The organism is Streptomyces olivaceoviridis (assembly GCF_014650115.1).
GTDB classification, from domain to species: Bacteria; Actinomycetota; Actinomycetes; order Streptomycetales; family Streptomycetaceae; genus Streptomyces; species Streptomyces olivaceoviridis.
Window position 1 is genome coordinate 27,452 of the sequence record NZ_BMUI01000016.1, and the last position, 22,917, is coordinate 50,368.

Here is a 22,917-nt window from a genome sequence, read left to right on the forward strand (position 1 = left end):
CCGGTGCGCTATAGTTGATCACGCACCGGCCGCCGGAAACCCGGCACCAGGTGATGCGTTGGTGGTCCAAGGAAAGACGCCCCGCTTCCTGCGGGGAGATGCAGGTGCAAGGCCTGCCCGGCGCTCCATGTACGAGGTCCCCTTCCGCGGTGGCGGAAGGGGACCTCGTTCGTTGTGCGCCGGTCCACGCCCCTCACGGCCGCGCACGGGAACTGATGCCCCGTGAGTCAGGTCCGCTCCAGTTCGCGCTGGAGCTCGGAGATGTCCACGGACTGCGCCGGGGCCGGGGTGGCGGACGGGACCGGCTTGTCGTACCCCGTGAAGGTCAGGTCCTGGTCGGTGCCGGCTCCCTGCCGCGTGGCCCGGACCAGGCGGTGCGGACCGGCCGAGGTGACGTAGAGGGTGATCTTCTTACCGTCGTGCTCGGTGCCGGTCAGCGGGATCACCTTCGTGCCGTCGACCTTGGTCTCCTTGCCCTTGGTCAGCGCGGTGCGGGGGGAGGACTCGGCGGCGGCGATCCGCTGGAAGGCGCTCAGGTCGCAGGTGCCGGACATGCCCCGGAGCACGCCGGCCTTCGTGGAGCCGTGCAGATAGCGGTTCTTCAGGCGTGCGGCCACGGCATCGCCCCGGCGGTCCGGCAGCTGCGCCTTCCAGAACGCGGCGTCCGGCTTCATCCACACCTGGTCGCCCCGCTTGACCAGGGCGACGCTGCCGCCGTCGTCGCCCATGACCAGCTTGCCCACGCAGTTGCCGCCGCGGTCGAGCGTCAGCTCCAGCGAGGCCGGGGCGGTCCGGTCGCCGCCCGCGCGGTGATCCGTGAACCCGAGGTGCACCGAACGCGCCCTGAGCAGCTGGGTGCGCGCCTCGCGCGCGAGGGCGCGGGCGCTCGGACCGTCGTCGGGGGTCTTCGGGGCGCCGGAAGCGGAGCGTGCCGGGGCCGGGGGAGCGGGTGCCACGGCGGCCGGAGCGGGGGCCGCGGCGGGGGCGGCGGGGGCCGTACCGGGCAGGGCGAACGGGGTCAGCAGGGCCGCGGTGATGCTTGCCCCCGCACAGAGTCGCGATCCACGAGCCATCGCGCCACCTCCCGACGCCCCTCCCTCACCCTACTTTTGCCCCTTTTCGACCGCATTTTCAGTGACGCGGCGCACTTTCGGCCATCGATTGCGCATGCGATGCGAGGCCCTGGGCAGGTGGCGACGGTCCCCAGCCGAGGCAGCTCTGTCACGCAGGGGAACGGATCCAAAACGGAAGGCGACACCGATCATGGTGGACAGAACGGAACGACACGCCCGGGCGACCATCCACGCGGGCGGTGAGTGGCTGGCGGCGATCTCCGGCGCGACCCGGGAGATCCTCGACCCCGCGGACGCCCGGCCGTTCGCCGTGGTCGCCGAGGGCGACGAGAAGGACGCCGAGCGCGCGGTGGCCGCCGCCCGGCACGCGTTCGACCGGGGCCCCTGGCCGCACACCCCGGTCGCCGAGCGCGCCGCCCTGCTGCGCCGCGTCGCCGACCTGCTGGTGCGCGACCGCGAGGAGCTCGGCCTGCTGGAGAGCCGGGACGCGGGCAAGACCGTCGAGGAGGGCCGCGTCGACATCGACTGCGTCGCCGACGCCTTCCGCTACTTCGCCGACCTGGTCGCCGCCGAGGCCCCGGGCCGGGTCGTCGACGCGGGCTCGCCCGACATCCACAGCGTGGTCGTCCACGAACCGGTCGGCGTCTGCGCGCTGATCACCCCCTGGAACTACCCGCTCCTCCAGGCCAGCTGGAAGATCGCCCCGGCGCTCGCCGCCGGCAACACCTTCGTGATCAAGCCCAGCGAGATCACCCCGATGACCACCATCGCCCTGATCGAGCTGCTGGCCGAGGCCGGTCTGCCCGCGGGCGTGGCCAACCTCGTCACCGGCCCCGGTCACACGGTCGGCGCCCGGCTCGCCGAGCACCCCGATGTCGACCTGGTCTCCTTCACCGGCGGTCTGGCCAGCGGCACCAAGGTCGCCCAGGCCGCCGCGCCCACCGTCAAGAAGGTGGCCCTCGAACTCGGCGGCAAGAACCCCAACGTGGTCTTCGCCGACGCCTGCGCCACCGAGGAGGGCTTCGACACCGCCGTCGACCAGGCCCTCAACGCGGCCTTCATCCACAGCGGCCAGGTCTGCTCGGCCGGCGCCCGCCTCATCGTCGAGGAGTCGGCGCGCGAGCGCTTCGTCGCCGAACTCGCCCGCCGGGCCCAGCGGATCAGGCTCGGCCGCGGCACGGCCGACGGCGTCGAGTGCGGCCCGCTCGTCTCCGAGCAGCAGCGCGCCAAGGTCGAGGCGTACGTCGCCTCCGCGCTCGAAGAGGGTGCCGTGCTGCGCTGTGGCGGCAAACGGCCGGAGCCGTCGCCCCAGCGCCCCGAGGAGGGCTGGTTCTACGAGCCGACCGTCCTCGACGCCTGCCACCGCGAGATGCAGGTCGTCCGCGAGGAGGTCTTCGGTCCGGTCCTCACCGTCGAGACCTTCCGCACCGAGGAAGAGGCCGTCTTCCTCGCCAACGACACCGAGTACGGCCTCGCGGGCGCCGTCTGGACCTCCGACGCCGGCCGCGCCCGCAGGGTCGCCGCCCGGCTGCGCCACGGCACCGTCTGGATCAACGACTTCCACCCCTACCTGCCGCAGGCGGAGTGGGGCGGCTTCGGCAGGAGCGGCACCGGCCGCGAGCTGGGGCCCGCCGGCCTCGCCGAGTACCGCGAGACCAAGCACGTCTACCAGAACCTCGCGCCGAAGCCGGTGCGCTGGTTCGCCGGCTGAGCCCCGCCCCGCACGCCGTCCGTCCCCACCTGGAGCAGCACCCCCATGTCCCACACCACCCACGTCTACGACTACGTCGTCATCGGCGGCGGCACGGCGGGCTCCGTCATCGCCTCCCGCCTCACCGAGAACCCCGACGTCACCGTCGCCGTCATCGAGGGCGGCCCGAGCGACGTCGGCCGCGACGACGTCCTCACCCTGCGCCGCTGGATGGGCCTGCTCGGCGGCGAACTCGACTACGACTACCCGACGGTGGAGCAGCCCCGCGGCAACTCCCACATCCGGCACAGCCGCGCCCGCGTCCTCGGCGGCTGCTCCTCGCACAACACCCTCATCTCGTTCAAGCCCCTGCCCTCCGACTGGGACGAGTGGGAGGAGGCCGGCGCCAAGGGCTGGGGCGCCGTCCCCATGGAGGCCTACTTCGCCCGCCTCAAGAACAACATCGTCTCCGTCGACGAGAAGGACCGGAACGCCATCGCCCGCGACTTCGTCGACGCGGCCCGGTCGGCGCTCGGGGTACCCCGGGTCGAGGGCTTCAACCGCGAGCCGTTCACCGAGGGCGTCGGCTTCTTCGACCTCGCCTACCACCCCGAGGACAACAAGCGCTCCTCGGCGTCGGTGGCGTACCTGCACCCGGTGATGGACGAGCGGCCCAACCTCCGCCTCTTCCTGGAGACCTGGGCGTACCAGCTGGAACTGGACGGCACCCGCGCCGAGGGCGTCCACGTGCGCACCAAGGACGGCGAGGAACTGCTGATCCGGGCCCGCGAGGAGGTCGTCCTGTGCGCGGGCGCCGTCGACTCCCCGCGCCTGCTGCTCCACTCGGGCATCGGCCCCGCCGAGGACCTCCGGGCGCTCGGCATCCCCGTCGTCCACGACCTGCCGGGCGTCGGCGAGAACCTGCTCGACCACCCCGAGTCGGTCATCGTCTGGGAGACCCACGGCCCGATCCCGGAGAACTCCGCGATGGACTCCGACGCGGGCCTGTTCGTCCGCCGCGACCCCGCACACGCGGGCCCGGACCTGATGTTCCACTTCTACCAGATCCCGTTCACGGACAACCCGGAGCGCCTGGGCTACGAACGCCCGCGGTACGGCGTCTCGATGACCCCCAACATCCCCAAGCCGAAGAGCCGTGGCCGCCTCTACCTGACCAGCGCCGACCCCGCCGTCAAGCCGGCGCTCGACTTCCGCTACTTCACCGACGAGGACGACTACGACGCGCGGACCCTCGTCGACGGCATCCGCATCGCCCGGGAGATCGCCAAGGCCGAGCCGCTGGCCGGCTGGCTCAAGCGCGAGGTCTGCCCCGGCCCCGAGATCCTCGGCGACGCCGAGCTGAGCGAGTACGCACGCAAGGTAGCGCACACCGTCTACCACCCGGCCGGCACCTGCAAGATGGGCGCCGCCGACGACGAACTCGCCGTGGTCGACCCGGAGTTGAGGATCCGGGGCCTCGACGGCATTCGCATCGCCGACGCGTCCGTCTTCCCGACCATGACCGCCGTGAACCCGATGATCGGGGTGCTCATGGTCGGGGAGAAGGCCGTCGACCTGATCGGAGGTGACCGATGAGTCTCACCGTCCCCACCCGCAAGCCGCCCACCACGACCGAGCCCGTCTTCTCGGTGTCCGGACTGTGGAAGGTGTTCGGCCCCAAGCCCGAGCGCGTCCCCGAGGACCCGGAACTCGGCACGCTGACCCCCGCCGAACTGCGCTCCCGCACCGGCTGCACGGCCGCCGTCCGGGACGTCTCCTTCGACGTCCGCAAGGGCGAGGTCTTCGTCGTGATGGGCCTGTCCGGCTCCGGCAAGTCCACCCTCGTCCGCTGCCTGACCCGCCTGATCGAGCCGACGGCGGGCACGATCGCCATCGACGGCGAGGACGTCCGCGCGATGGACAAGGCCCGCCTGCGCGAGCTGCGCCGGCACCGGGCCGCGATGGTCTTCCAGCACTTCGGCCTCCTCCCGCACCGCACGGTCCTCGACAACGTCGCCTACGGCCTGGAGATCCAGGGCGTCGGCAAGTCCGAACGCCGCGAGCGCGCCGCCGGGTTCATCGCCAAGGTCGGCCTCGAAGGCATGGAGAAGCGCCGCCCCGGCCAGCTCTCCGGCGGCCAGCGCCAGCGGGTGGGCCTCGCCCGGGCACTGGCGGTGGACCCCGAGGTGCTGCTCTTCGACGAGCCGTTCAGCGCCCTCGACCCGCTCATCCGGCGCGACATGCAGGACGAGGTGGCCCGCCTGCACCGCGAGGAGGGCCGCACGATGGTCTTCATCACCCACGACCTCACCGAGGCCCTCAAACTCGGCGACCGCATCGCCCTGATGCGCGACGGCCAGGTGGTCCAGCTGGGCACCCCCGAGGAGATCGTCGGCAGCCCGGCCGACGACTACGTCCGCGAGTTCGTCCGGGACGTGCCGCGCGAACAGGTGATGACGGCACGCAGGGCGATGCGCCCGGCCTCCGCCGCGGAAACGGCCGAGGGCCCCGCGGTACGCCCCGAGGCCACGGTGGCCGAGGCCATCGAGGCGGTGGCCCGCGCGGGCACCCCGGCCCGCGTCATGGACAAGGGCCGCTGCCTCGGCGTGATCGACCACGAGCGACTGCTCGGCGTGGTGGCGGGCGTGGACACGACGACGGCCACGCCGGCGAGGGACGACGATGCCGCCGTAGCCGCGGGCGGCCGGGCCGCCGGGGCGGCGCCCGCCCCGAAGAAGGCGGCACCCGGCCGGCGCCGGCAAGCGACCGCGCCCGGCCCCCGCACCAGCCCGGAGGCCGTCTGATGGCAACGCTCACCATCCCGACCTCCGGCACGGGCGAACCCCGCGTCCTCAGAAGCCGGGCCGCGGGCAAACTCCTCCTGCTCGCCCTCCTCACCGCGGTCCTCCTGCCGCTCCTCGACCGCTGGGGCAACGGCTCCTGGCCGCACGCGCTGACGGTCCGCCTCGACACACCCCTCACCACCGCCAGCGACTGGGTCATAGACAACCGGGACAGCCACCCGCTGTTCCTGTACTTCTTCGGCTACGTCAGCAACGCCGTCATCTGGGCCGTCCGAGCCGTCTACCTCACCCTCCTCGCCGCCGGCTGGGCAGGCGTCACGGCCTTCGCCGCCCTGCTCGCCTGGCGCGTGGCCGGTGTCCGGCTGGCCGCCGGCACGGCCGTCGCCTTCCTCGCCTGCGGCGCCCTCGGCATGTGGGTCCCGACCATGCAGACCCTCGCGCTGATGGTCGTGGCGGTCCTCGCCTCCGTCGTCGTGGGCGCGCTCCTCGGCCTGGCCGCCGGCCTCTCCGACCGCCTGGACCGCGCCCTGCGCCCGGTCCTGGACACCATGCAGGTGCTCCCGGCCTTCGCCTACCTCCTCCCCGTCGTCCTGGTCTTCGGCATCGGCGTCCCCGCGGCCGTCCTCGCCACTGTCGTCTACGCCGCCCCGCCGATGGCCCGCCTCACCGCGCTCGGCCTGCGCGGCGCCGACCCCGAAGTCCTGGAGGCCGTGGAGTCGCTCGGCGCCACCCGGCGCCAGCGGCTGCTGACCGCCCGCATCCCGCTGGCCCGCAAGGAACTCCTCCTCGGCCTCAACCAGACGATCATGATGGCCCTGTCCATGGCCGTGATCGCCGCCGTCATCGGCGCGGGCGGCCTCGGCGACCGCGTCTACCAGGCCCTCGCCTCCGTCGACGTCGGCGCGGCCCTCGCGGCCGGCATCCCCATCGTGCTGCTCGCGGTGGTCCTGGACCGCGTGACCGCCGCCGCCGGGGACGGCACCACCCGCCCCCGCACGATCGGCTGGCCGTACGCCCTCGCCGTCACCGTGGCCGTCGCCCTCGCCGCCCGCCTGCTCGGCGCGCCGGACTGGCCCGGCGGCTGGACCCTGGGCATCGCCGAACCGGTCAACCGGGCCGTCGACTGGATGACCGCCCACCTGTACTCCGGCGTCCCGGTCGTCGGCGGCACCGCCGACTGGGCGGGCCACTTCACCACCTGGGTCCTGGACCCCGTACGCGACGGCCTCCAGTGGCTGCCCTGGTGGTCGGTGCTGCTCGTCGTCGCCGCCCTGGCCTGGCTGATCGGCACCTGGCGCACCGCACTGACCGCCGTCCTCGCCATGGCCGCGATCGGTGTCCTCGGCGTGTGGGAGCCGTCGCTCGACACCCTCTCCCAGGTGCTGGCCGCCGTCGCCGTCACCCTCGTCCTGGGCTTCGCGACCGGCATCGCCGCCGCCCGCAGCGACCGCGTCGAACGCGCCCTGCGACCGGTCCTGGACGTCTTCCAGACCATGCCGCAGTTCGTGTACCTGATCCCGGTCGTCGCGCTGTTCGGCGTGGGCCGCGCGCCCGCCGTCGCCGCGGCCGTCGTCTACGCGCTGCCGGCCGTCGTCCGGATCACCGCGCAGGGCCTGCGCCAGGTCGACCAGGCCGCGCTGGAGTCCGCGCGCTCGCTGGGCGCGACCGGCCGCCAGCAGCTCTGGCAGGTCCAGCTCCCGCTGGCCCGGCGCGCGCTGCTGCTCGCCGTCAACCAGGGCGTGGTGCTGGTCCTCGCCGTCGTCATCATCGGCGGCCTGGTCGGCGGCGGCGCCCTCGGCTACGACGTCGCGTTCGGCCTCGCCCAGGGCGACCTGGCGACCGGTCTGGTCGCCGGTGCCGCCATCGTCTGCCTGGGCCTGATGCTGGACCGGGTGACCCAGCCGACCGAGCGGCGCGCGAAGAAGGGAGCCTGACATGCGACGTCGTACGACCGCCCTGGTGGGCTCGCTGGTGCTGCTGACCGCGACCGGCTGCGGCGCCGCCGACATGACCAAGCAGGCCTCGCCCTTCGCGAACGCCGGGGGCGCGAAGTCGGTCACCCTGTCCGTGCAGTCCTGGGTGGGCGCGCAGTCCAACGTGGCCGTCGCCCAGTACATCCTCCAGCACAAGCTCGGCTACCGCGTGGACACCGTCCAGGTCGACGAGGTGCCCGCCTGGGACGCGCTCAGCCAGGGCCGGGTCGACGCCCTCCTGGAGGACTGGGGCCACCCGGACCAGGAGAAGCGGTACGTCCAGGACAAGAAGACGATCGCGCACGGCGGCGACCTCGGGGTGACCGGGCACATCGGCTGGTTCGTGCCGACGTACCTCGCCAAGGAGCACCCGGACATCACCGACTGGCGGAACCTGAACAAGTACGCCTCGCTCTTCCGCACCGCGGAGAGCGGCGGCAAGGGCCAGCTGATGGACGGCTCCCCGTCCTACGTCACCAACGACAAGGCGCTGGTGAAGAACCTGAAGCTGGACTACCAGGTGGTCTTCGCCGGTTCCGAGGCGGCCCAGATCACCCAGATGAAGCAGTTCGCCAAGGAGAAGAAGCCCTTCCTGACCTACTGGTACTCGCCCCAGTGGCTGTTCGAGAAGGTGCCGATGACGGAGGTGAGGCTGCCGCCGTACAAGGAGGGCTGCGACGCGGACGCGGCCAAGGTGGCCTGCTCCTACCCGCACACCCCGCTCCAGAAGTACCTCAACGCCGACTTCGCGCGGTCCGGCGGGAAGGCCGCGGCCTTCCTGAAGAAGTTCCGGTGGACGACGCGGGACCAGAACGAGGTCTCCCTGATGATCGCCGACCAGAAGCTGGACCCGCAGGAGGCGGCGAAGAAGTGGGTGGACAGCCACCCCGCCGTGTGGAAGAAGTGGCTGTCCTGACCGGCGTCAGGCCGTGAGGCCGCCGGCGGTCTCCCGCAGCGCGGCCTCGGCCCGCCGCTGGAGGCCCGGCCCGAAGGTGATCCGGGTGGCCCCGAGTCCGCCGAGCACGGCGGGCCCGGGGCCGTCCCCGTCCAGCCCGGCCAGAACGTTCAGCGGGCCCTTGATCCCGGCCCGCAGCAGGGGCAGGACCTCCACGGGGGCGAGGATCGGGTACACGCAGTCCGCGCCCGCCGCGACGTACGAGGCGGCCCGCTCGACGGCCCGTCCGGGATCGCCGTCGCCGTGGACGAAGGTGTCCACGCGGGCGTTCACGAACAGCCTGCCGGCCGCCGCTTCCCGGACCTCGGCGAGGAACCCGGCGTGCTCGTGCGGGTCCTTGAGGACGCCCTGCTCGGAGTCCTCCAGGTTGCAGCCGACGGCCCCCGCCTCCAGCAGCCGTTCGACCAGTTCCGCCGCGCCGAGCCCGTACCCTCCCTCGACGTCCGCCGAGACCGGCACGTCCACGGCCCGCGTGATCCGCGCGACCGCCGCGAACATCTCGTCGGCCGGAGTGGTCCCGTCCGCGTACCCGAGGGACGCGGCGATCCCGGCGCTCGGTGTGGCCAGCGCCGGGAACCCGGCGGCCTCCAGCACCCGCGCGCTCGCCGCGTCCCACGGCCCGGGCAGCACCAGCGGGTCCCCCGGGGCGCGCCCCTGGTGGAGCGCGCGGAGCCGCTCGGCCCTGTCCCGCGCCGGGCTACGGCTCACCCGTGCTGACCGGGCTGGTAGTGGCCCGGGGTCATCCGGAAGGCGACACCGAACCGGTTCCAGGCGTTGATCACCGCGATGGCGGCGACCAGCTGGGCCAGCTCGGCCTCCTCGAAGTGCTTGGCGGCCCGCTCGTACACCTCGTCCGGCACGAAGCCGTCCGTGAGCACGGTGACGGCCTCGGTCAGCTCGATCGCGGCCAGTTCCTTCTCGGTGTAGAAGTGCCGGGACTCCTGCCAGGCGCTGAGCTGCACGATCCGCTCGACGCTCTCACCGGCGGCGAGGGCGTCCTTGGTGTGCATGTCGAGGCAGAACGCGCAGTGGTTGAGCTGCGAGGCGCGGATCTTCACCAGCTCGCGCAGCTTGGGGTCCAGGCCCCGCCTGGCGGCGCCGTCCAGGCGGACCATGGCCTTGTAGACGTCGGGGGCGTGCTCGGTCCAGGGCAGGCGCGGGGCTTCTTCGGGGGCGTACGCGGCGGATTCCTGTGCAGTGGTCATGCCTCGACCCTAGGAGTGGGGCTGCCCAGGAGTATGGTCCATTTCCATGGTGGAATCGTGGGCCACTCTGGGCGTCGACCTGCACCTCGAACCGAGCGGCTCGGGGGGTCTGCGCCGGGGCCTGACCGACGCCCTGCGCGACGCGGTCCGCTCCGGCCGGCTCGCTCCCGGCACCCGGCTGCCGTCCTCCCGCTCCCTCGCCGTCGACCTCGGCATCGCCCGCAACACCGTCGCCGAGGCCTACGCCGACCTGGTCGCCGAGGGCTGGCTCACCGCCCGTCAGGGCTCCGGCACCCGAGTGGCACCGGGCACGCCCGGCACCGGTGCGCCCTCCGGCACCCGCACCCGCCCCGCCCGTGGAACGCCCCGCGCCACCACCCCGGCGACCTCGCACCGCGCCCCCGCCCGCCCGCTCCACGACCTCGTCCCCGGCACCCCCGACCTCGCCGCCTTCCCGCGCACCGAGTGGCTGAAGGCCGCCCGCCGGGCCCTGGCCACGGCCCCCTTCCACGCCCTCGGCTACGGCGACCCGCGCGGCCGTCCCGAACTGCGCACCGCCCTCGCCGGCTACCTCGCGCGGGCCCGCGGCGTGCGCACCGACCCCGACGCGATCCTGATCACCGCGGGCTTCTCGCACGCCCTGACCATCCTCGGCAAGGTGCTGCGGGCCCGCGGGGTGCGGACGGTGGCCGTGGAGTCGTACGGCCTGGACGTCCACTGGGCGCTGCTGCGCCGGGCGGGCCTGGCCACGCCCGCGCTGCCGTACGACACACGGGGCACCGATCCCGCCGAGCCGGGGACCGCCGGCGCGGTGCTGCTGACCCCGGCGCACCAGTTCCCCATGGGCACCGCCCTGCACCCCGACCGGCGGGCCGCCGTGGTCGCCTGGGCCCGGCGCACCGGCGGGCTGGTCCTGGAGGACGACTACGACGGCGAGTTCCGCTACGACCGCCAGCCCGTCGGCGCGTTGCAGGGCCTCGCCCCCGACCGGGTCGTCTACCTCGGCACGGCCAGCAAGTCGCTCGCGCCCGGACTGCGGCTGGGCTGGATGGTGCTCCCGCCGGCCCTCGCGGCGGAGGCGGCCTCGGCCAAGGGCCACGCCGACACCGTCGGCGTGCTGGAGCAGCTCACCCTCGCGGAGTTCCTCACCTCCGGCGCGTACGACCGCCACGTCCGCTCCTCCCGCCTGCGCTACCGGCGCCGCCGCGACGCCCTCGCCACCGCCGTCACCGAGCGGGCACCGGAGGTGGAGGTCACGGGGATCGCGGCCGGCCTGCACGCGGTCCTGCGGCTCCCGCCCGGCACGGAGGAGTCGGTGGTCCAGGCGGCGGCATGGCAGGGCCTGGCCCTGCACGGCCTCTCCTACCACCGCCACCCCCAGGCCGTCACCGACCCGGTGGACGCCCTGGTCGTCGGCTACGGCACCCCACCGGACAGCGCGTGGGCGGGGGCGCTGGAGGCGCTGTGCCGGGTGCTGCCGTGAGGAAGGCGAGGCGACAGCGGGGGCGCGGGGAACCGCGCGACCAGCCGCACACGACCCGCACGCGCGGGACGGGTGCGAGGCGGTCCTACTCCGCCGGCGCTTCCCCGAACCGCGCCAGCGCCAACGCCCCCACCACGGCCACCGCGAACCCCAGCGCCGCGAGCCATCCCAGCCCCTCGCGCGTACGGTCCCCGAGCCAGACCACCCCCACCGCGGCCGGCCCGATCGTCTCGCCGAGCACCATCCCGGCCGTCGCGGTCGTCACCGATCCCCGCTGGAGGGCCGAGGTGAGCAGCAGGAACGCGGCACCGCCACCGAGCAGCAGCGCGTAGGTGGCCGGGTTGGCCAGCAGATCCCCCACCCGCAGCGAGTCGATCAGCCGTACCGCGACCTCCACCACCCCGAACCCGAACCCGGCGCCGAGCCCCAGCAGCAGCGCCCGGGTCCGGCCGGACAGGCGCCCGCCGACCCCGCCGAGCAGCAGCACGCCCACCGCCGCGGCGACCATCGCGTACCGCAGCCAGTCCGGCCCGCTCCGGTCGCCCTCGGTGCCCGAGGCCAGCCCCAGCATGGCGAGCCCCGCGCACACCACCCCCACGGCGGCCCACTCCACCCCGCTCAGCCGGACCCGCAGCAGCCGCGCCGCCACCACCGCCGTCACCGCGAGGCTCGCCGCCAGCGCCGCGCCGACCGCGTAGATCGGCACCGAGCGCAGGGCCGCGATCTGGAGCAGGAAGCCCAGCCCGTCCAGCGCGAGACCGGCGAGATACCGCCACTGCCGCAGCGCCCGCAGCAGCAGCGCCGCGTCCCCGCCACCACCCTCCTCGGCGCCCGCCGCCCGCGCGGCCACCGCCTGCAACACCGTCGCCGTACCGAAGCAGACCGCCGCGCCAAGGGCGCACACCATTCCAAACAGCACGAAGTGACTCTAGGGGAGCGGCAGATGAAGGACCCGCCGGGGGGAATACTCACACCGATCTCTAGGCTGGCCGCCGAACACGGCGACCGGATCCGGGCGACTGGATCCAGCCGATCACGACATCCGAATCCGACGGGGGAGACACCACCATGGACCGCACGCGCCGACCACTCCGCTCCGGCACGGTCGTCCTCGGCGGCGTGGGCCTGCTGGCCGCCGCGCTCACCGCCTGCTCGTCCGAACCGGACAAGCGCTGCGTCGACCGGGACAGCTACAACCTCGCCAAGGGGTACAAGGTCGTCTCGGACAAGAACTGCAAGACCGCCGGCGCGTCCGGGAAGACGCCGGGCAGGAAGACGACCGTCAAGAAGAAGGTCGACGCCGCCTGGTACTACGAGGGCGACGAGAAGAACGGCTGGGTCGACGGCGGCTCCTTCACCAAGCCCGGCAAGGGCTCGGGCAGCGGCTCGTACGACGATGACGACGACCACCACAGCGGAAGCGGCGGCGTCCACCGCGGCGGCTTCGGCGGCGGCAAGGGCAGCTCCGGCGGCTGACCGGAACACGCGCATGGAACGCCGTACCACCACCCCCCGCCCCGGCTGGCAGCAGACCGTGGAGGCGCAGGGCCTCGTCTACCCGCTCACCCGCCATCCCGACGGCTCGCTGCGCCCCTACTGGGACGAGAGCGCCTACTACGTCTTCACCCTGGACGAGGTGGAGGCGCTGGAGGAGACCGTCGAGGAACTCCACCGCATGTGCCTGGCCGCCGCCGGGCACATCGTGTCCGAGAACCGCCTCGCGGACCTCGGCATCACGGACCCGCGGGTGGCCGCCGCGGTCACCGAGGCCTGGCAGCGCCGTGCCGAACTGCCCTCCGTCTACGGCCGTTTCGACCTGCGCTACGACGGCACGGGACCGGCGAAGCTGCTGGAGTACAACGCCGACACCCCGACCTCGCTGGTGGAGGCCGCCTCCCCGCAGTGGTTCTGGATGGAGGACCGTTTCCCCGGCGCGGACCAGTGGAACTCCCTGCACGAACGCCTGGTCGAAGCCTGGCGCTCCCAGTCGGCGCTGCTGCCCCCGGGCAGCGCGCTGCACTTCGCGCACTCCTCGGCCGACGAACTCGGCGAGGACCTGATGACGGTCGCCTACCTGAAGGAGACCGCCGAGCAGGCCGGCCTCACCACCGACTGGCTGGCCATGGAGGAGATCGGCTGGGACGCCCTCTCCGGCCGCTTCGTCGACAACCGGCTCCGCTTCATCCGCGGCATCTTCAAGCTCTACCCCTGGGAGTGGCTCACCACCGACGCCTTCGGCGGACACGTCCTGGACACCCTGGACAACGGCGGCGGCACCGGCAGCACCCTGTGGATCGAACCGGCCTGGAAGATGCTCCTGAGCAACAAGGCCCTCCTGGCGATCCTGTGGGAGCTGTACCCCGGCCACCCGAACCTCCTGCCCGCCTACCTGGACGGCCCCCGCAAGCTGACCGGCACGACCGGCTACGTGGCCAAGCCCCTCCTCGGCCGCGAGGGCGAGGGCGTCACGATCCACGAGCCGGGACCGCCGGGCGCCCCGCGTGACGAGCCCTGCTGCTACCAGCAGTTGGCGCCCCTCCCCGCCTTCGACGGCAACCACGTGGTCCTGGGCGCCTGGGTGGTCCAGGACGAACCCGCGGGCCTCGGCATCCGCGAGTCCACCGGCCTGATCACCGACGAGTACGCCCGCTTCCTGCCCCACGTGATCCTCTAGGCCCTGTCGTCAAACTCCCGTCTGCCACGCGACGCCATGCACGCTCCCCCACTGCCTCAACGGCGTGGGAGGTGCCCCCACTCGCCGCACCGGGCCCCGACCCAAGTACATCCAGTACGAGGGCCAGGGCCCGGCACTCCCCCAGCCTTCGGCCGGGGGGACCCCCAGAGCACGCACCTGACGCCGCGCGGCCCGCCCTCCGGGCGGACGACGGGAGTTTGACGACAGGACCCAGCCGGCCGTCACCGCGGCGCCCCCGAGCAGCGTCTCCACCGCCGCCCGCGCGTGCCCCGCCGGGGCCGGTCGCCGGTGACGGCCGCGGTGACGATGGCTCCCTCGGCGAGCAGGAAGACGGGTTCGGCCACCGGTGCGCCGGTGGCGCGGACCCAGGTCGCCAGCTGGTCGTGGAAGGCGCGCTTGTGGGCGCGGACCTCCGCCAGGACCGGTTCCGACGACGAGCCGAGCTCGCCGTGGGCGTTGATCCAGGCGCAGCCGCGGAAGCCGGGTTCGGCGAACCACGCGGCGAGCCAGTCGAAGACCGCGAGCACCCGTGCGCGGGGGTCCCGGACGCTCTCCACGTGGGCGGCGAGGTTCGCGCGCCAGCGCCGGTCGCGGTGCCTGAGCATGGCGACGACCAGGTCCTCCTTGGTCGCGAAGAGCCGGTAGATGCGCTTCAGGGGCAGGCCGGAGGCATCGCGGACCCGGTCCATGCCGACGGCCTGGATGCCGTGCGCGTAGAAGAGCGCCTCCGCCGCGTCCAGGAGCGCTTCGCGGTCCAGGCGGTTCTGTTCCTCGGTGGCGGCGGCGGGCATCGGGTCTCCGTAAGTTGTTGGGTGGCCCGGGAGGGTCCCGACGCCGTTCCCCACCTCGCCCCCGACCCGAGGAGGTCGCCGTGCCCGAAGACCGCCCGCCCTACCCGCCGTTCACCCTGGAGACCGCCCGCCGGAAGGTGCAGGCGGCCGAGGACGCCTGGAACACCCGCGACCCCCACCGGGTGGCCCTCGCCTACACCCCGGACTCCGTCTGGCGGAACCGGGACCGGTTCGTCACCGGCCGCGAGGAGATCGTCGCCTTCCTGACCGAGAAGTGGGAGCGCGAGCGGGACTACGCGCTGCGCAAGGGCCTGTGGAGCTTCCACGAGAACCGCATCGCCGTCCGCTTCCAGTACGAGTGTCGCGACGCCGACGGCCAGTGGTGGCGCTCCTACGGCAACGAGCTGTGGGAGTTCGACGAGCACGGCCTGATGCTCCGCCGCGAGGCCAGCATCAACGACGTGGCCATCGAGGAGTCCGACCGGCGCATCTTCGGGCCCCGGCCCGCCGACGAGCACGGCGCCGACTTCCCCCTCCACTGACCGGGCCCCGTCCCTGATCACGCCCCGGACAGCACCGCCCGGAGCTGCTCCACCCCCCAGTCCAGGTCGTCCTCGCCGATCACCAGCGGAGGCGCGATCCGGACGGTCGACCCGTGGGTGTCCTTGACCAGGACCCCACGGGCCAGCAGCCGCTCGGAGACCTCCCGCCCGGTGCCCACCGCCGGGGAGACGTCCACCCCGGCCCACAGCCCCCGGCCCCGCACCGCCGTCACCCGGCCCGTGCCCAGCAGCCCGCCCAGCCGTCCGTGCAGCCGCTCGCCCAGCCGCGCCGCCCGCTCCTGGTACTCACCGGTCCGCAACATCGCGATCACCTCCAGGGCCACCGCGCAGGCCAGCGGGTTCCCGCCGAACGTCGACCCGTGCTCGCCCGGCCGGTACACCCCGAGCACCGCCGCGCTCGACACCACGGCCGACACCGGCAGGATCCCGCCGCCCAGCGCCTTGCCCAGCACGTACACGTCCGGGACCACCCCCTCGTGCTCGCACGCGAAGGTCCGCCCGGTGCGCCCCAGGCCCGACTGGATCTCGTCGGCGACGAAGAGGACGTTCCGCTCGCGGGTCAGCTCCCGCACCCCGGCCAGATAACCGGACGGCGGCACGATCACCCCCGACTCGCCCTGGATCGGCTCCAGCAGCACCGCCACCGTGTTCTCCGTCAGCGCCGACCGCATCGCGGTCAGGTCCCCGTACGGCACGATCTCGAAGCCCGGGGTGTACGGCCCGAAGTCCGCACGGGCCTCCGGATCGGTGGAGAAGCTGATGAGAGTCGTCGTACGGCCGTGGAAGTTGCCGCCCGCCACGACGACCTTCGCCATCTCCCCGGGCACCCCCTTCACCCGGTACCCCCACTTCCGGGCCGTCTTCACCGCGCTCTCCACCGCCTCCGCGCCCGTGTTCATGGGCAGCACCATCTCCATCCCGCACAGCTCGGCGAGCTCCGTGCAGAACGCGGCGAACCGGTCGTGGTGGAAGGCGCGGGAGGTCAGCGTCACCCGGTCCAGCTGCCGCCGGGCCGCCTCGGCCAGCCGCCGGTTGCCGTGCCCGAAGTTCAGCGCCGAGTAACCGGCCAGCAGATCCAGGTAGCGCCGCCCCGCCACGTCCGTCAGCCACGCCCCCTCACCCGTGGCGATCACCACCGGCAGCGGGTCGTAGGTGGGCGCGCAGTGCGCGCCGGCGGCGGCGATGAGGTCTTGCGCAGCGGTCACGGCCTCTCCCGGAGACGACTCGGACTCGACGGTGACCTCCTTCTTATCCTCGCTCGCATGGTGGACGCGGGACCTGCCCCGCGCGGCGCGCCCGGTAGGCTGACGAGCGGGCCGTGACTGGCGCGCTGGGATGGGACGGACCATCAGGGAGCGGCCCGAGCGGGAAGAGTGCCGTGCGCCTGGGCCGAACGTGAACGCTGTACGCACACCGTCCGGAGGTCCCCCGATGCCCGAGAATTCCGCCTCCCTCTCCGCCGAGTCGACCGCCTTCCGTGCCGCCCTCGACGTGATCCGCGCCGTCGAGCCGCGCGTCGCCGACGCCATCGGCCAGGAGGTCACCGACCAACGCGAGATGCTCAAGCTGATCGCCTCGGAGAACTACGCCTCCCCGGCGACCCTGCTCGCGATGGGCAACTGGTTCAGCGACAAGTACGCCGAGGGCACCGTCGGCCGCCGCTTCTACGCCGGCTGCCGCAACGTCGACACCGTCGAGTCCCTCGCCGCCGAGCACGCCCGTGAACTCTTCGGCGCCCGCCACGCCTACGTCCAGCCGCACTCCGGCATCGACGCCAACCTGGTCGCCTTCTGGGCCGTCCTCGCCGACCGCGTCGAGGCGCCCTTCCTGGAGAAGGCCGGCGCCCGCCAGGTCAACGACCTGACCGAGGCCGACTGGGCCGAGCTCCGCCAGGCCTTCGGCAACCAGCGCATGCTCGGCATGTCCCTGGACGCCGGCGGCCACCTCACCCACGGCTTCCGCCCGAACATCTCCGGCAAGATGTTCGACCAGCGCTCCTACGGCACCGACCCGGCCACCGGCCTCATCGACTACGAGGCCCTGCGTGCCCAGGCCCGCGAGTTCAAGCCGCTGATCATCGTCGCCGGCTACTCCGCGTACCCCCGGCTGGTGAACTTCCGGATCATGCGGGAGATCGCCGACGAGGTCGGCGCCACCCTCATGGTCGACATGGCGCACTTCGCCGGCCTGGTCGCGGGCAAGGTCCTCACCGGCGACTTCGACCCGGTCCCGCACGCCCAGATCGTCACCACGACCACCCACAAGTCGCTGCGCGGCCCGCGCGGCGGCATGGTCCTGTGCGACGACTCCCTCAAGGACCAGGTGGACCGCGGCTGCCCGATGGTCCTCGGCGGCCCGCTCCCGCACGTCATGGCCGCCAAGGCCGTAGCCCTGGCCGAGGCCCGGCAGCCCGCCTTCCAGGACTACGCCCAGCGCATCGTGGACAACTCCCGCGCCCTGGCCGAGGGCCTGATGCGCCGCGGCGCCACCCTCGTCACCGGCGGCACCGACAACCACCTCTGCCTGATCGACGTCGCCACCTCCTACGGCCTCACCGGCCGCCAGGCCGAGGCCGCGCTGCTCGATTCCGGCATCGTCACCAACCGCAACGCCATCCCGGCCGACCCGAACGGCGCCTGGTACACCTCCGGCATCCGCATCGGCACCCCGGCGCTCACCACCCGCGGCCTCGGCACGGCGGAGATGGACGAGGTGGCGGGCCTGATCGACCGCGTCCTCAGCACCACCGAGCCGGGCACCACCAAGTCCGGCGCCCCCTCCAAGGCGGCCCACGTCCTGGACGAGAAGGTCGCCCAGGAGATCTCCCGGCGGGCGACGGACCTGGTGGCGGGTTTCCCGCTGTACCCGCAGGTCGACCTCGGCTGAAACGCCCCCGGAAGAGGCGCGGGGAACCGCGCGAGCCACCACAGGCGGCCCGCGGTTCCCCACGCACCGAACCCGTCAAACTCTCTGCGACAATAAAAAGCATGGCTGACCGACCTCGCGTGCTCTCCGGCATCCAGCCCACGGCTGGCTCGTTCCACCTCGGCAACTACCTCGGCGCCGTCCGCCAGTGGGTGGCCCTCCAGGAGTCCCACGACGCGTTCTACATGGTCGTCGACCTGCACGCGATCACGGTCCCGCAGGACCCGAAGGAGCTGCGCGCCAACACCCGGCTCGCCGCCGCCCAGCTGCTGGCCGCCGGACTGGACCCGGACCGCTGCACGCTCTTCGTGCAGAGCCACGTCCCCGAGCACGCCCAGCTCGCCTGGATCATGAACTGCCTCACCGGCTTCGGCGAGGCCAGCCGCATGACCCAGTTCAAGGACAAGTCCGCCAAGCAGGGGGCCGACCGCGCCTCCGTCGGCCTCTTCACGTACCCGATCCTCCAGGTCGCGGACATCCTGCTGTACCAGGCGGGCGAGGTGCCCGTGGGCGAGGACCAGCGCCAGCACATCGAGCTGACCCGCGACCTCGCCGAGCGCTTCAACGGCCGCTTCGGCGACACCTTCACGATCCCGAAGCCGTACATCCTCAAGGAGACGGCGAAGATCTACGACCTCCAGGACCCGACGGTCAAGATGAGCAAGTCGGCGTCCACGCCGAAGGGCCTCATCAACCTCCTCGACGAGCCGAAGACCACGGCCAAGAAGGTCAAGAGCGCGGTCACCGACACGGACACGGTGATCCGCTACGACGTCGAGACCAAGCCGGGCGTCTCCAACCTCCTCACCATCTACTCCACGCTCACCGGCAAGACCGTCGCGGAGCTGGAGCAGGAGTACGAGGGCAAGATGTACGGCGCGCTCAAGACGGACCTCGCCGACGTCATGGTCGAGTTCGTCACGCCGTTCCGCGAGCGCACCCAGCAGTACCTGGACGACTCCGAGACGCTGGACGCGGTCCTCGCCAAGGGCGCCGAGAAGGCGCGCGCCGTCGCCGCCGAGACCCTCGCGCAGGCGTACGACCGCGTGGGCTTCCTCCCGGCCAAGCACTGAGGCGTACGACCGCACGGGTCCGCGCGGGCAGAGCGCTGCACATCACTTCCGCCGCGCCTGCCCGAAGGACATCCGTGGCCGTACAGTCGATAGCCGACGGCCGGGACGAGACGGCCGAGAAGACGACAGACGCGACGACAGGAGATGACGTGGGGACCGTAACGATCGGCGTGTCGATCGCGGTCCCGGAGCCTCACGGCAGCCTGCTCCAGGAGCGGCGCGCGGGCTTCGGCGACGCCGCGGCTCACGGCATCCCCACGCACGTCACGCTGCTGCCGCCGACCGAGGTGGACGAGGCCGACCTGCCGGCGATCGACGCACACCTGTCCGAGGTCGCCACCGCGGGCCGGCCGTTCCCGATGCGGCTGTCCGGCACCGGCACCTTCCGGCCCCTGTCACCGGTGGTCTACGTGCGGGTCGTCGAGGGCGCCGACGCGTGCGCCTGGCTCCAGCAGCACATCCGGGACGCCTCCGGGCCGGTGGCGCGCGAGTTGCAGTTCCCCTACCACCCGCACGTCACCGTCGCGCACGGCATCGACGACGCGGCCATGGACCGCGCCTTCGAGGAACTGGCTCGGTTCGAGGCCGAGTGGCCGTGCACCGGTTTCGCGCTGTACGAGCAGGGCGCCGACGGCGTCTGGCGCAAGCTGCGCGAGTACGCCTTCGGGGGGCCCGTGGTACCGCCGCAGCCGGGCCACGCGGAAGTGGAACGGGGCACGATCGCCAGCCGTTAGGCCATCAACCAGCGGTACACCGCGCGGGGCGCATGCCGCAGGGCCGTCATCAGCGGGCGGAGCGCACCCGGCACCCACACCGTCTCCGAGCGGCGGCGCAGGCCCAGTTCGATGGCCGTGGCGACCGCCTCCGGTGTGCTGGCGAGCGGTGTCCGCGTCCCGGCGGCCGGATGTCCCGTCCGCACGGACCCGGGACGTACGACCATGACGTGGACGCCGGTGCCGTGCAGGGCGTCGCCGAGGCCCTGGGCGAAGACGTCGAGACCGGCCTTGCTGGAGCCGTAGATGAAGTCGGCGCGGCGGGCGCGTTCGGCGGCGGCGGAGGACAGCACGACGAGGGAGCCGTGGCCCTGGCCCTGCAAGGCGCGCCCGGCGACCAGGCCGGCCGAGACGGCCCCGGTGTAGTTGGTCTGGGCGACCCGCACCGCCCGCACCGGGTCGCGCTCGTCGTGTGCCTGGTCGCCGAGGATGCCGAAGGCGAGCAGCACCATGTCGACGGGCCCGTCGGTGAACACCTTGCCGAGGACGGCCTCGTGGGACTCGGGATCGAGCGCGTCGAAGGCGACGGTGTGCACGTCCGCGCCGAGCGCGCGCAGGCTCCCGGCGGCGTTCTCCAGCGCCAGGGAGGGGCGGCCCGCCAGCCACACCGTGCGGGTGCGGCGGGCGATCAGCCGGCGCGCGGTGGCCAGCGCGATCTCGGACGTGCCGCCGAGGACGAGCAGGGACTGGGGAAGAGCGGTGGCGTCCTTCATGACAGCCGACCGTATCGCCCGTATATGACCGTTCTGCCGGAGAAACGCGGTGTTGACGTCCATGGGCAGCGGGCACAGTCGGATCATGGACTGGCTGAAGAGGCTCCCCGGCATCGGGCCGATCGTCACCCGGCTGATGCTCACGCACGCGTGGCGGTGCTACGAGCGGCTGGACCGGGTGAAGTGGGCCAGGCTCGCCGCCGCCATGACGTTCGTCAGCTTCGTGGCGCTGTTCCCGCTGCTGACCGTGGCCGCCGCGATCACCGCCGCCACGCTCGGCCCGTCCCGCCAGAAGACCGTGGAGCACCGGATCGCCGACCAGTTCCCGGGTCTCGCCGACCAGTTGGACCTCACCTCCCTGGTGCAGAACGCGGGCACGGTCGGTGTCATCGCGGGCGCGGTCCTGCTGTTCACGGGCATCGGCTGGGTCGGTCAGGTGCGGGACTGCCTGCGCGCGGTGTGGGAGCTGCCGGACCGCGAGGAGAACCCGGTCGTCACCAAGGCCAAGGACGCGGTCATCCTGCTGGGCTTCGGCGGCGCCCTGCTGGTCACCCTCGCCGCGTCCACCCTCGCCTCGGCCGCCGTCGGCCTGGTCTCCCGGCAGATCGGCCTGGACGAACACAGCTGGGGCAGCGTCCTGTTGCGGATCGCCGCGTTCGCCGTCGCCGTGCTCGCCGACTTCCTCGTCCTGCTCTACGTCCTGACCCTGCTGCCCGGGGTCGAGCCGACGCGCCGCCGCCTGCTGGTCGCCGCGCTGCTCGGCGCGATCGGCTTCGAACTGCTGAAGCTGCTCCTCAGCGGCTACATCCAGGGGGTCGCCGCGAAGAGCATGTACGGCGCGTTCGGCGTCCCCGTGGCACTGCTGCTGTGGATCAACTTCACGGCCAAACTGGTCCTGTTCTGCGCCTCCTGGACGGCGACGCCGAGCAAGGAGGCGGCGGGGCTCAGGGACGCGCCCGACGGCGCATCAGGTCCGGCAGCGGCCACCGGCGGTTGACCAGGAACGCCCCGCCCCCGAGCAGCACCAGCAGCCCGCCCGCGACGGCCAGGGCGATCCCGACCCCGCTGGAGCCGGACGCGGCGGTGGCGCTCGCCACGGGCTTCGACCCCGGCCCGCCGGACCCGGCCGCCTGCCCCGGGTCCTGCGCGGCGGACGTGCTCGGGCCGGGCTGCGGGGCCGTCGAGGAGGCGCTCTTCGGCGGCACCAGTTCGCCCACCGCGTTGACCTTGCCGACGGCCTGGAAGCCCCAGTCGAACAGCTTGGCGGTCTCCTTGTAGACCTCGTTGTGCTCGTGCTTCTCCGGGTTCATCACCGTGACGAGCAGCACCTTGCCGTTCCGCTCGGCGACCCCGGTGAAGGTGGCGCCCGCGTGCGTGGTGTTGCCGTTCTTCACGCCCGCGATGCCCTGGTAGACGGGGACGTCGGTGTCGCCGCTCAGCAGCCGGTTGGTGTTCCGGATCTCGGCGGAGCCGAACGTCGCGCTCACCGTCGAGCAGTAGTCGCGGAAGTCCTTCTTCTGCAACCCGGAGCGGGCGAACAGCGTCAGGTCGTACGCCGACGACACCTGTCCCGGCGCGTCGTAGCCGTCCGGCGAGACCACGTTCGTGTCCAGGGCCTGGAGTTCCTCGGCGTGGTCCTGCATGTCCTGGACGGTCTGCTTGACGCCGCCGTTCATCTGGGACAGCACGTGCACGGCGTCGTTGCCCGAGCGCAGGAAGACCCCGAGCCACAGGTCGTGGACGGAGTAGGTGGCGCCCTCCTTTATCCCGACCACGCTGGAGCCGACGCCCACGCCCTTGAGGTCCGACGCCGCCACCTTGTGCTCGGTGCTCTGGGGGAACCGGGGCAGCACGGTGTCCGCGAACAGCATCTTCAGCGTGCTCGCCGGGGGCAGCCGCCAGTGCGCGTTGTGCGCGGCGAGGACCTCCCCGGACTCGGCGTCGGAGACGATCCAGGAACGGGCGGTGAGGTCCTTGGGCAGGACCGGCACACCGGGGGCGAGGTTGACCTGAGTGCCGGGCATGCCGAGCCGGGCGCCGCCCACGGTGGACATCCGGGCCGGGGGCGTGGCCGTCGGACTCGTCGAGGGGGTCGGCGCGGCGAGGGCGGCGGGCGCGGTGACGGACAGGGACAGCAGGGTGGCGGAGGTGACCAGCAGGGATCGCCTGACGGTCGTGTTCGGTGCGGGCACGAGCGAGAA

At 72.9% G+C, this 22,917-nt stretch carries 20 protein-coding genes, 1 pseudogene and 1 riboswitch; of the genes and pseudogenes, 13 read left to right on the top strand and 8 right to left on the bottom strand.

Features of this window, described 5'->3' with window-relative positions; all coding sequences use genetic code 11:
• Positions 1–227: 227 nt before the first annotated feature.
• Positions 228–1,073 carry a LolA-like protein gene (locus IE273_RS26805; protein WP_189817747.1) on the bottom strand — a complete coding sequence of 282 codons (846 nt, stop codon included), beginning with the start codon at positions 1,071–1,073 and terminating at the stop codon, positions 228–230.
• Between the two features lie 190 nt (positions 1,074–1,263).
• On the opposite strand from IE273_RS26805, the gene IE273_RS26810 reads away from it, so the two are divergent.
• Genes IE273_RS26810 through IE273_RS26830 form a run of 5 tightly spaced genes read left to right on the top strand, consistent with a single transcriptional unit; the run spans position 1,264 to position 8,456 of the window.
• Positions 1,264–2,784 (top strand): aldehyde dehydrogenase family protein, encoded by a 1,521-nt coding sequence (locus IE273_RS26810; protein WP_189817748.1) that lies wholly within the window; start codon positions 1,264–1,266, stop codon positions 2,782–2,784.
• Between the two features lie 45 nt (positions 2,785–2,829).
• A complete protein-coding gene (locus IE273_RS26815; RefSeq protein WP_189817749.1) occupies positions 2,830–4,359 on the top strand; it encodes a GMC family oxidoreductase in 1,530 nt (509 codons plus the stop codon).
• Complete coding sequence (locus IE273_RS26820; protein WP_189817750.1) at positions 4,356–5,567, top strand: quaternary amine ABC transporter ATP-binding protein; 1,212 nt, start codon at positions 4,356–4,358, stop codon at positions 5,565–5,567. The genes IE273_RS26815 and IE273_RS26820 overlap by 4 nt, the downstream gene beginning before the upstream one ends.
• Positions 5,567–7,501 (top strand): ABC transporter permease, encoded by a 1,935-nt coding sequence (locus tag IE273_RS26825; protein WP_189817751.1) that lies wholly within the window; start codon positions 5,567–5,569, stop codon positions 7,499–7,501. The genes IE273_RS26820 and IE273_RS26825 overlap by 1 nt, the downstream gene beginning before the upstream one ends.
• Before the next feature lies 1 nt (position 7,502).
• Positions 7,503–8,456: an ABC transporter substrate-binding protein gene (locus tag IE273_RS26830; protein WP_189817752.1), complete on the top strand. Its 954-nt coding sequence runs from the start codon at positions 7,503–7,505 to the stop codon at positions 8,454–8,456.
• A 6-nt stretch (positions 8,457–8,462) separates the two neighbouring features.
• Here the strand turns inward: IE273_RS26830 and IE273_RS26835 are convergent, their stop codons facing one another.
• Positions 8,463–9,203, bottom strand: coding sequence for an isocitrate lyase/PEP mutase family protein (locus tag IE273_RS26835; RefSeq protein ID WP_189817753.1), 741 nt, complete (start codon positions 9,201–9,203; stop codon positions 8,463–8,465).
• Positions 9,200–9,700 (bottom strand): carboxymuconolactone decarboxylase family protein, encoded by a 501-nt coding sequence (locus IE273_RS26840; RefSeq protein WP_189817754.1) that lies wholly within the window; start codon positions 9,698–9,700, stop codon positions 9,200–9,202. Before IE273_RS26840 ends, IE273_RS26835 begins: the two co-directional genes overlap by 4 nt.
• A gap of 46 nt (positions 9,701–9,746) precedes the next feature.
• On the opposite strand from IE273_RS26840, the gene pdxR reads away from it, so the two are divergent.
• Positions 9,747–11,183, top strand: coding sequence for a MocR-like pyridoxine biosynthesis transcription factor PdxR (pdxR, locus tag IE273_RS26845; protein ID WP_189817755.1), 1,437 nt, complete (start codon positions 9,747–9,749; stop codon positions 11,181–11,183).
• Positions 11,184–11,268: 85 nt separating this feature from the next.
• On the opposite strand, the gene IE273_RS26850 is transcribed toward pdxR, so the two are convergent.
• Complete coding sequence (locus IE273_RS26850) at positions 11,269–12,090, bottom strand: DMT family transporter (protein WP_189817882.1); 822 nt, start codon at positions 12,088–12,090, stop codon at positions 11,269–11,271.
• Between the two features lie 161 nt (positions 12,091–12,251).
• Between IE273_RS26850 and IE273_RS26855 the strand changes: the two genes are divergently transcribed.
• Positions 12,252–12,659 (top strand): hypothetical protein, encoded by a 408-nt coding sequence (locus IE273_RS26855; protein WP_189817756.1) that lies wholly within the window; start codon positions 12,252–12,254, stop codon positions 12,657–12,659.
• 13 nt (positions 12,660–12,672) lie between these two features.
• The gene (locus IE273_RS26860; RefSeq protein WP_189817757.1) at positions 12,673–13,857 is read left to right on the top strand and encodes a glutathionylspermidine synthase family protein; all 1,185 of its coding nucleotides are present in this window, start codon (positions 12,673–12,675) and stop codon (positions 13,855–13,857) included.
• A 240-nt stretch (positions 13,858–14,097) separates the two neighbouring features.
• On the opposite strand, the pseudogene IE273_RS26865 reads toward IE273_RS26860, so the two are convergent.
• Positions 14,098–14,669: pseudogene (locus IE273_RS26865) on the bottom strand (TetR/AcrR family transcriptional regulator); the annotation flags it as partial.
• A gap of 80 nt (positions 14,670–14,749) precedes the next feature.
• Between IE273_RS26865 and IE273_RS26870 the strand changes: the two are divergent.
• Complete coding sequence (locus IE273_RS26870; protein WP_189817759.1) at positions 14,750–15,211, top strand: nuclear transport factor 2 family protein; 462 nt, start codon at positions 14,750–14,752, stop codon at positions 15,209–15,211.
• A 17-nt stretch (positions 15,212–15,228) separates the two neighbouring features.
• On the opposite strand, the gene rocD is transcribed toward IE273_RS26870, so the two are convergent.
• Positions 15,229–16,437, bottom strand: coding sequence for an ornithine--oxo-acid transaminase (gene rocD, locus IE273_RS26875; protein WP_189817760.1), 1,209 nt, complete (start codon positions 16,435–16,437; stop codon positions 15,229–15,231).
• Between the two features lie 103 nt (positions 16,438–16,540).
• Positions 16,541–16,629: riboswitch (ZMP/ZTP riboswitch) on the top strand.
• A gap of 34 nt (positions 16,630–16,663) precedes the next feature.
• Between rocD and IE273_RS26880 the strand changes: the two genes are divergently transcribed.
• The 3 genes from IE273_RS26880 (at position 16,664) to IE273_RS26890 (ending at position 19,964) form a co-directional block, all read left to right on the top strand.
• Entirely contained in the window at positions 16,664–18,118 is a 1,455-nt protein-coding gene (locus tag IE273_RS26880) for a glycine hydroxymethyltransferase (RefSeq protein WP_189817761.1), read from the top strand.
• Positions 18,119–18,219: 101 nt separating this feature from the next.
• The gene (gene trpS, locus IE273_RS26885) at positions 18,220–19,230 is read left to right on the top strand and encodes a tryptophan--tRNA ligase (protein ID WP_189817762.1); all 1,011 of its coding nucleotides are present in this window, start codon (positions 18,220–18,222) and stop codon (positions 19,228–19,230) included.
• A 149-nt stretch (positions 19,231–19,379) separates the two neighbouring features.
• Complete coding sequence (locus tag IE273_RS26890) at positions 19,380–19,964, top strand: 2'-5' RNA ligase family protein (RefSeq protein ID WP_189817883.1); 585 nt, start codon at positions 19,380–19,382, stop codon at positions 19,962–19,964.
• Here IE273_RS26890 and dprE2 read toward each other — a convergent pair.
• Complete coding sequence (gene dprE2 / locus IE273_RS26895) at positions 19,961–20,716, bottom strand: decaprenylphospho-beta-D-erythro-pentofuranosid-2-ulose 2-reductase (RefSeq protein WP_189817763.1); 756 nt, start codon at positions 20,714–20,716, stop codon at positions 19,961–19,963. The genes IE273_RS26890 and dprE2 overlap by 4 nt on opposite strands.
• A gap of 85 nt (positions 20,717–20,801) precedes the next feature.
• On the opposite strand from dprE2, the gene IE273_RS26900 reads away from it, so the two are divergent.
• Entirely contained in the window at positions 20,802–21,713 is a 912-nt protein-coding gene (locus tag IE273_RS26900) for a YihY/virulence factor BrkB family protein (protein ID WP_189817764.1), read from the top strand.
• Here the strand turns inward: IE273_RS26900 and IE273_RS26905 are convergent.
• Positions 21,661–22,908, bottom strand: a complete 1,248-nt coding sequence (locus tag IE273_RS26905) for a D-alanyl-D-alanine carboxypeptidase family protein (RefSeq protein ID WP_229887583.1) — start codon at positions 22,906–22,908, stop codon at positions 21,661–21,663. The two genes, IE273_RS26900 and IE273_RS26905, sit on opposite strands and share 53 nt — an antisense overlap.
• Positions 22,909–22,917: the final 9 nt, after the last annotated feature.

Excerpts from the sequence above, each read along its gene's own strand:
- IE273_RS26805 (WP_189817747.1), bottom strand. The coding sequence starts at position 1,073 with ATGGCTCGTGGATCGCGACTCTGTGCGGGGGCAAGCATCACCGCGGCC.
- IE273_RS26810 (WP_189817748.1), top strand. The coding sequence starts at position 1,264 with ATGGTGGACAGAACGGAACGACACGCCCGGGCGACCATCCACGCGGGC.
- IE273_RS26815 (WP_189817749.1), top strand. The coding sequence starts at position 2,830 with ATGTCCCACACCACCCACGTCTACGACTACGTCGTCATCGGCGGCGGC.
- IE273_RS26820 (WP_189817750.1), top strand. The coding sequence starts at position 4,356 with ATGAGTCTCACCGTCCCCACCCGCAAGCCGCCCACCACGACCGAGCCC.
- IE273_RS26825 (WP_189817751.1), top strand. The coding sequence starts at position 5,567 with ATGGCAACGCTCACCATCCCGACCTCCGGCACGGGCGAACCCCGCGTC.
- IE273_RS26830 (WP_189817752.1), top strand. The coding sequence starts at position 7,503 with ATGCGACGTCGTACGACCGCCCTGGTGGGCTCGCTGGTGCTGCTGACC.
- IE273_RS26840 (WP_189817754.1), bottom strand. The coding sequence starts at position 9,700 with ATGACCACTGCACAGGAATCCGCCGCGTACGCCCCCGAAGAAGCCCCG.
- pdxR (WP_189817755.1), top strand. The coding sequence starts at position 9,747 with ATGGTGGAATCGTGGGCCACTCTGGGCGTCGACCTGCACCTCGAACCG.
- IE273_RS26850 (WP_189817882.1), bottom strand. The coding sequence starts at position 12,090 with ATGGTGTGCGCCCTTGGCGCGGCGGTCTGCTTCGGTACGGCGACGGTG.
- IE273_RS26855 (WP_189817756.1), top strand. The coding sequence starts at position 12,252 with ATGGACCGCACGCGCCGACCACTCCGCTCCGGCACGGTCGTCCTCGGC.
- IE273_RS26860 (WP_189817757.1), top strand. The coding sequence starts at position 12,673 with ATGGAACGCCGTACCACCACCCCCCGCCCCGGCTGGCAGCAGACCGTG.
- IE273_RS26880 (WP_189817761.1), top strand. The coding sequence starts at position 16,664 with ATGCCCGAGAATTCCGCCTCCCTCTCCGCCGAGTCGACCGCCTTCCGT.
- trpS (WP_189817762.1), top strand. The coding sequence starts at position 18,220 with ATGGCTGACCGACCTCGCGTGCTCTCCGGCATCCAGCCCACGGCTGGC.
- dprE2 (WP_189817763.1), bottom strand. The coding sequence starts at position 20,716 with ATGAAGGACGCCACCGCTCTTCCCCAGTCCCTGCTCGTCCTCGGCGGC.
- IE273_RS26900 (WP_189817764.1), top strand. The coding sequence starts at position 20,802 with ATGGACTGGCTGAAGAGGCTCCCCGGCATCGGGCCGATCGTCACCCGG.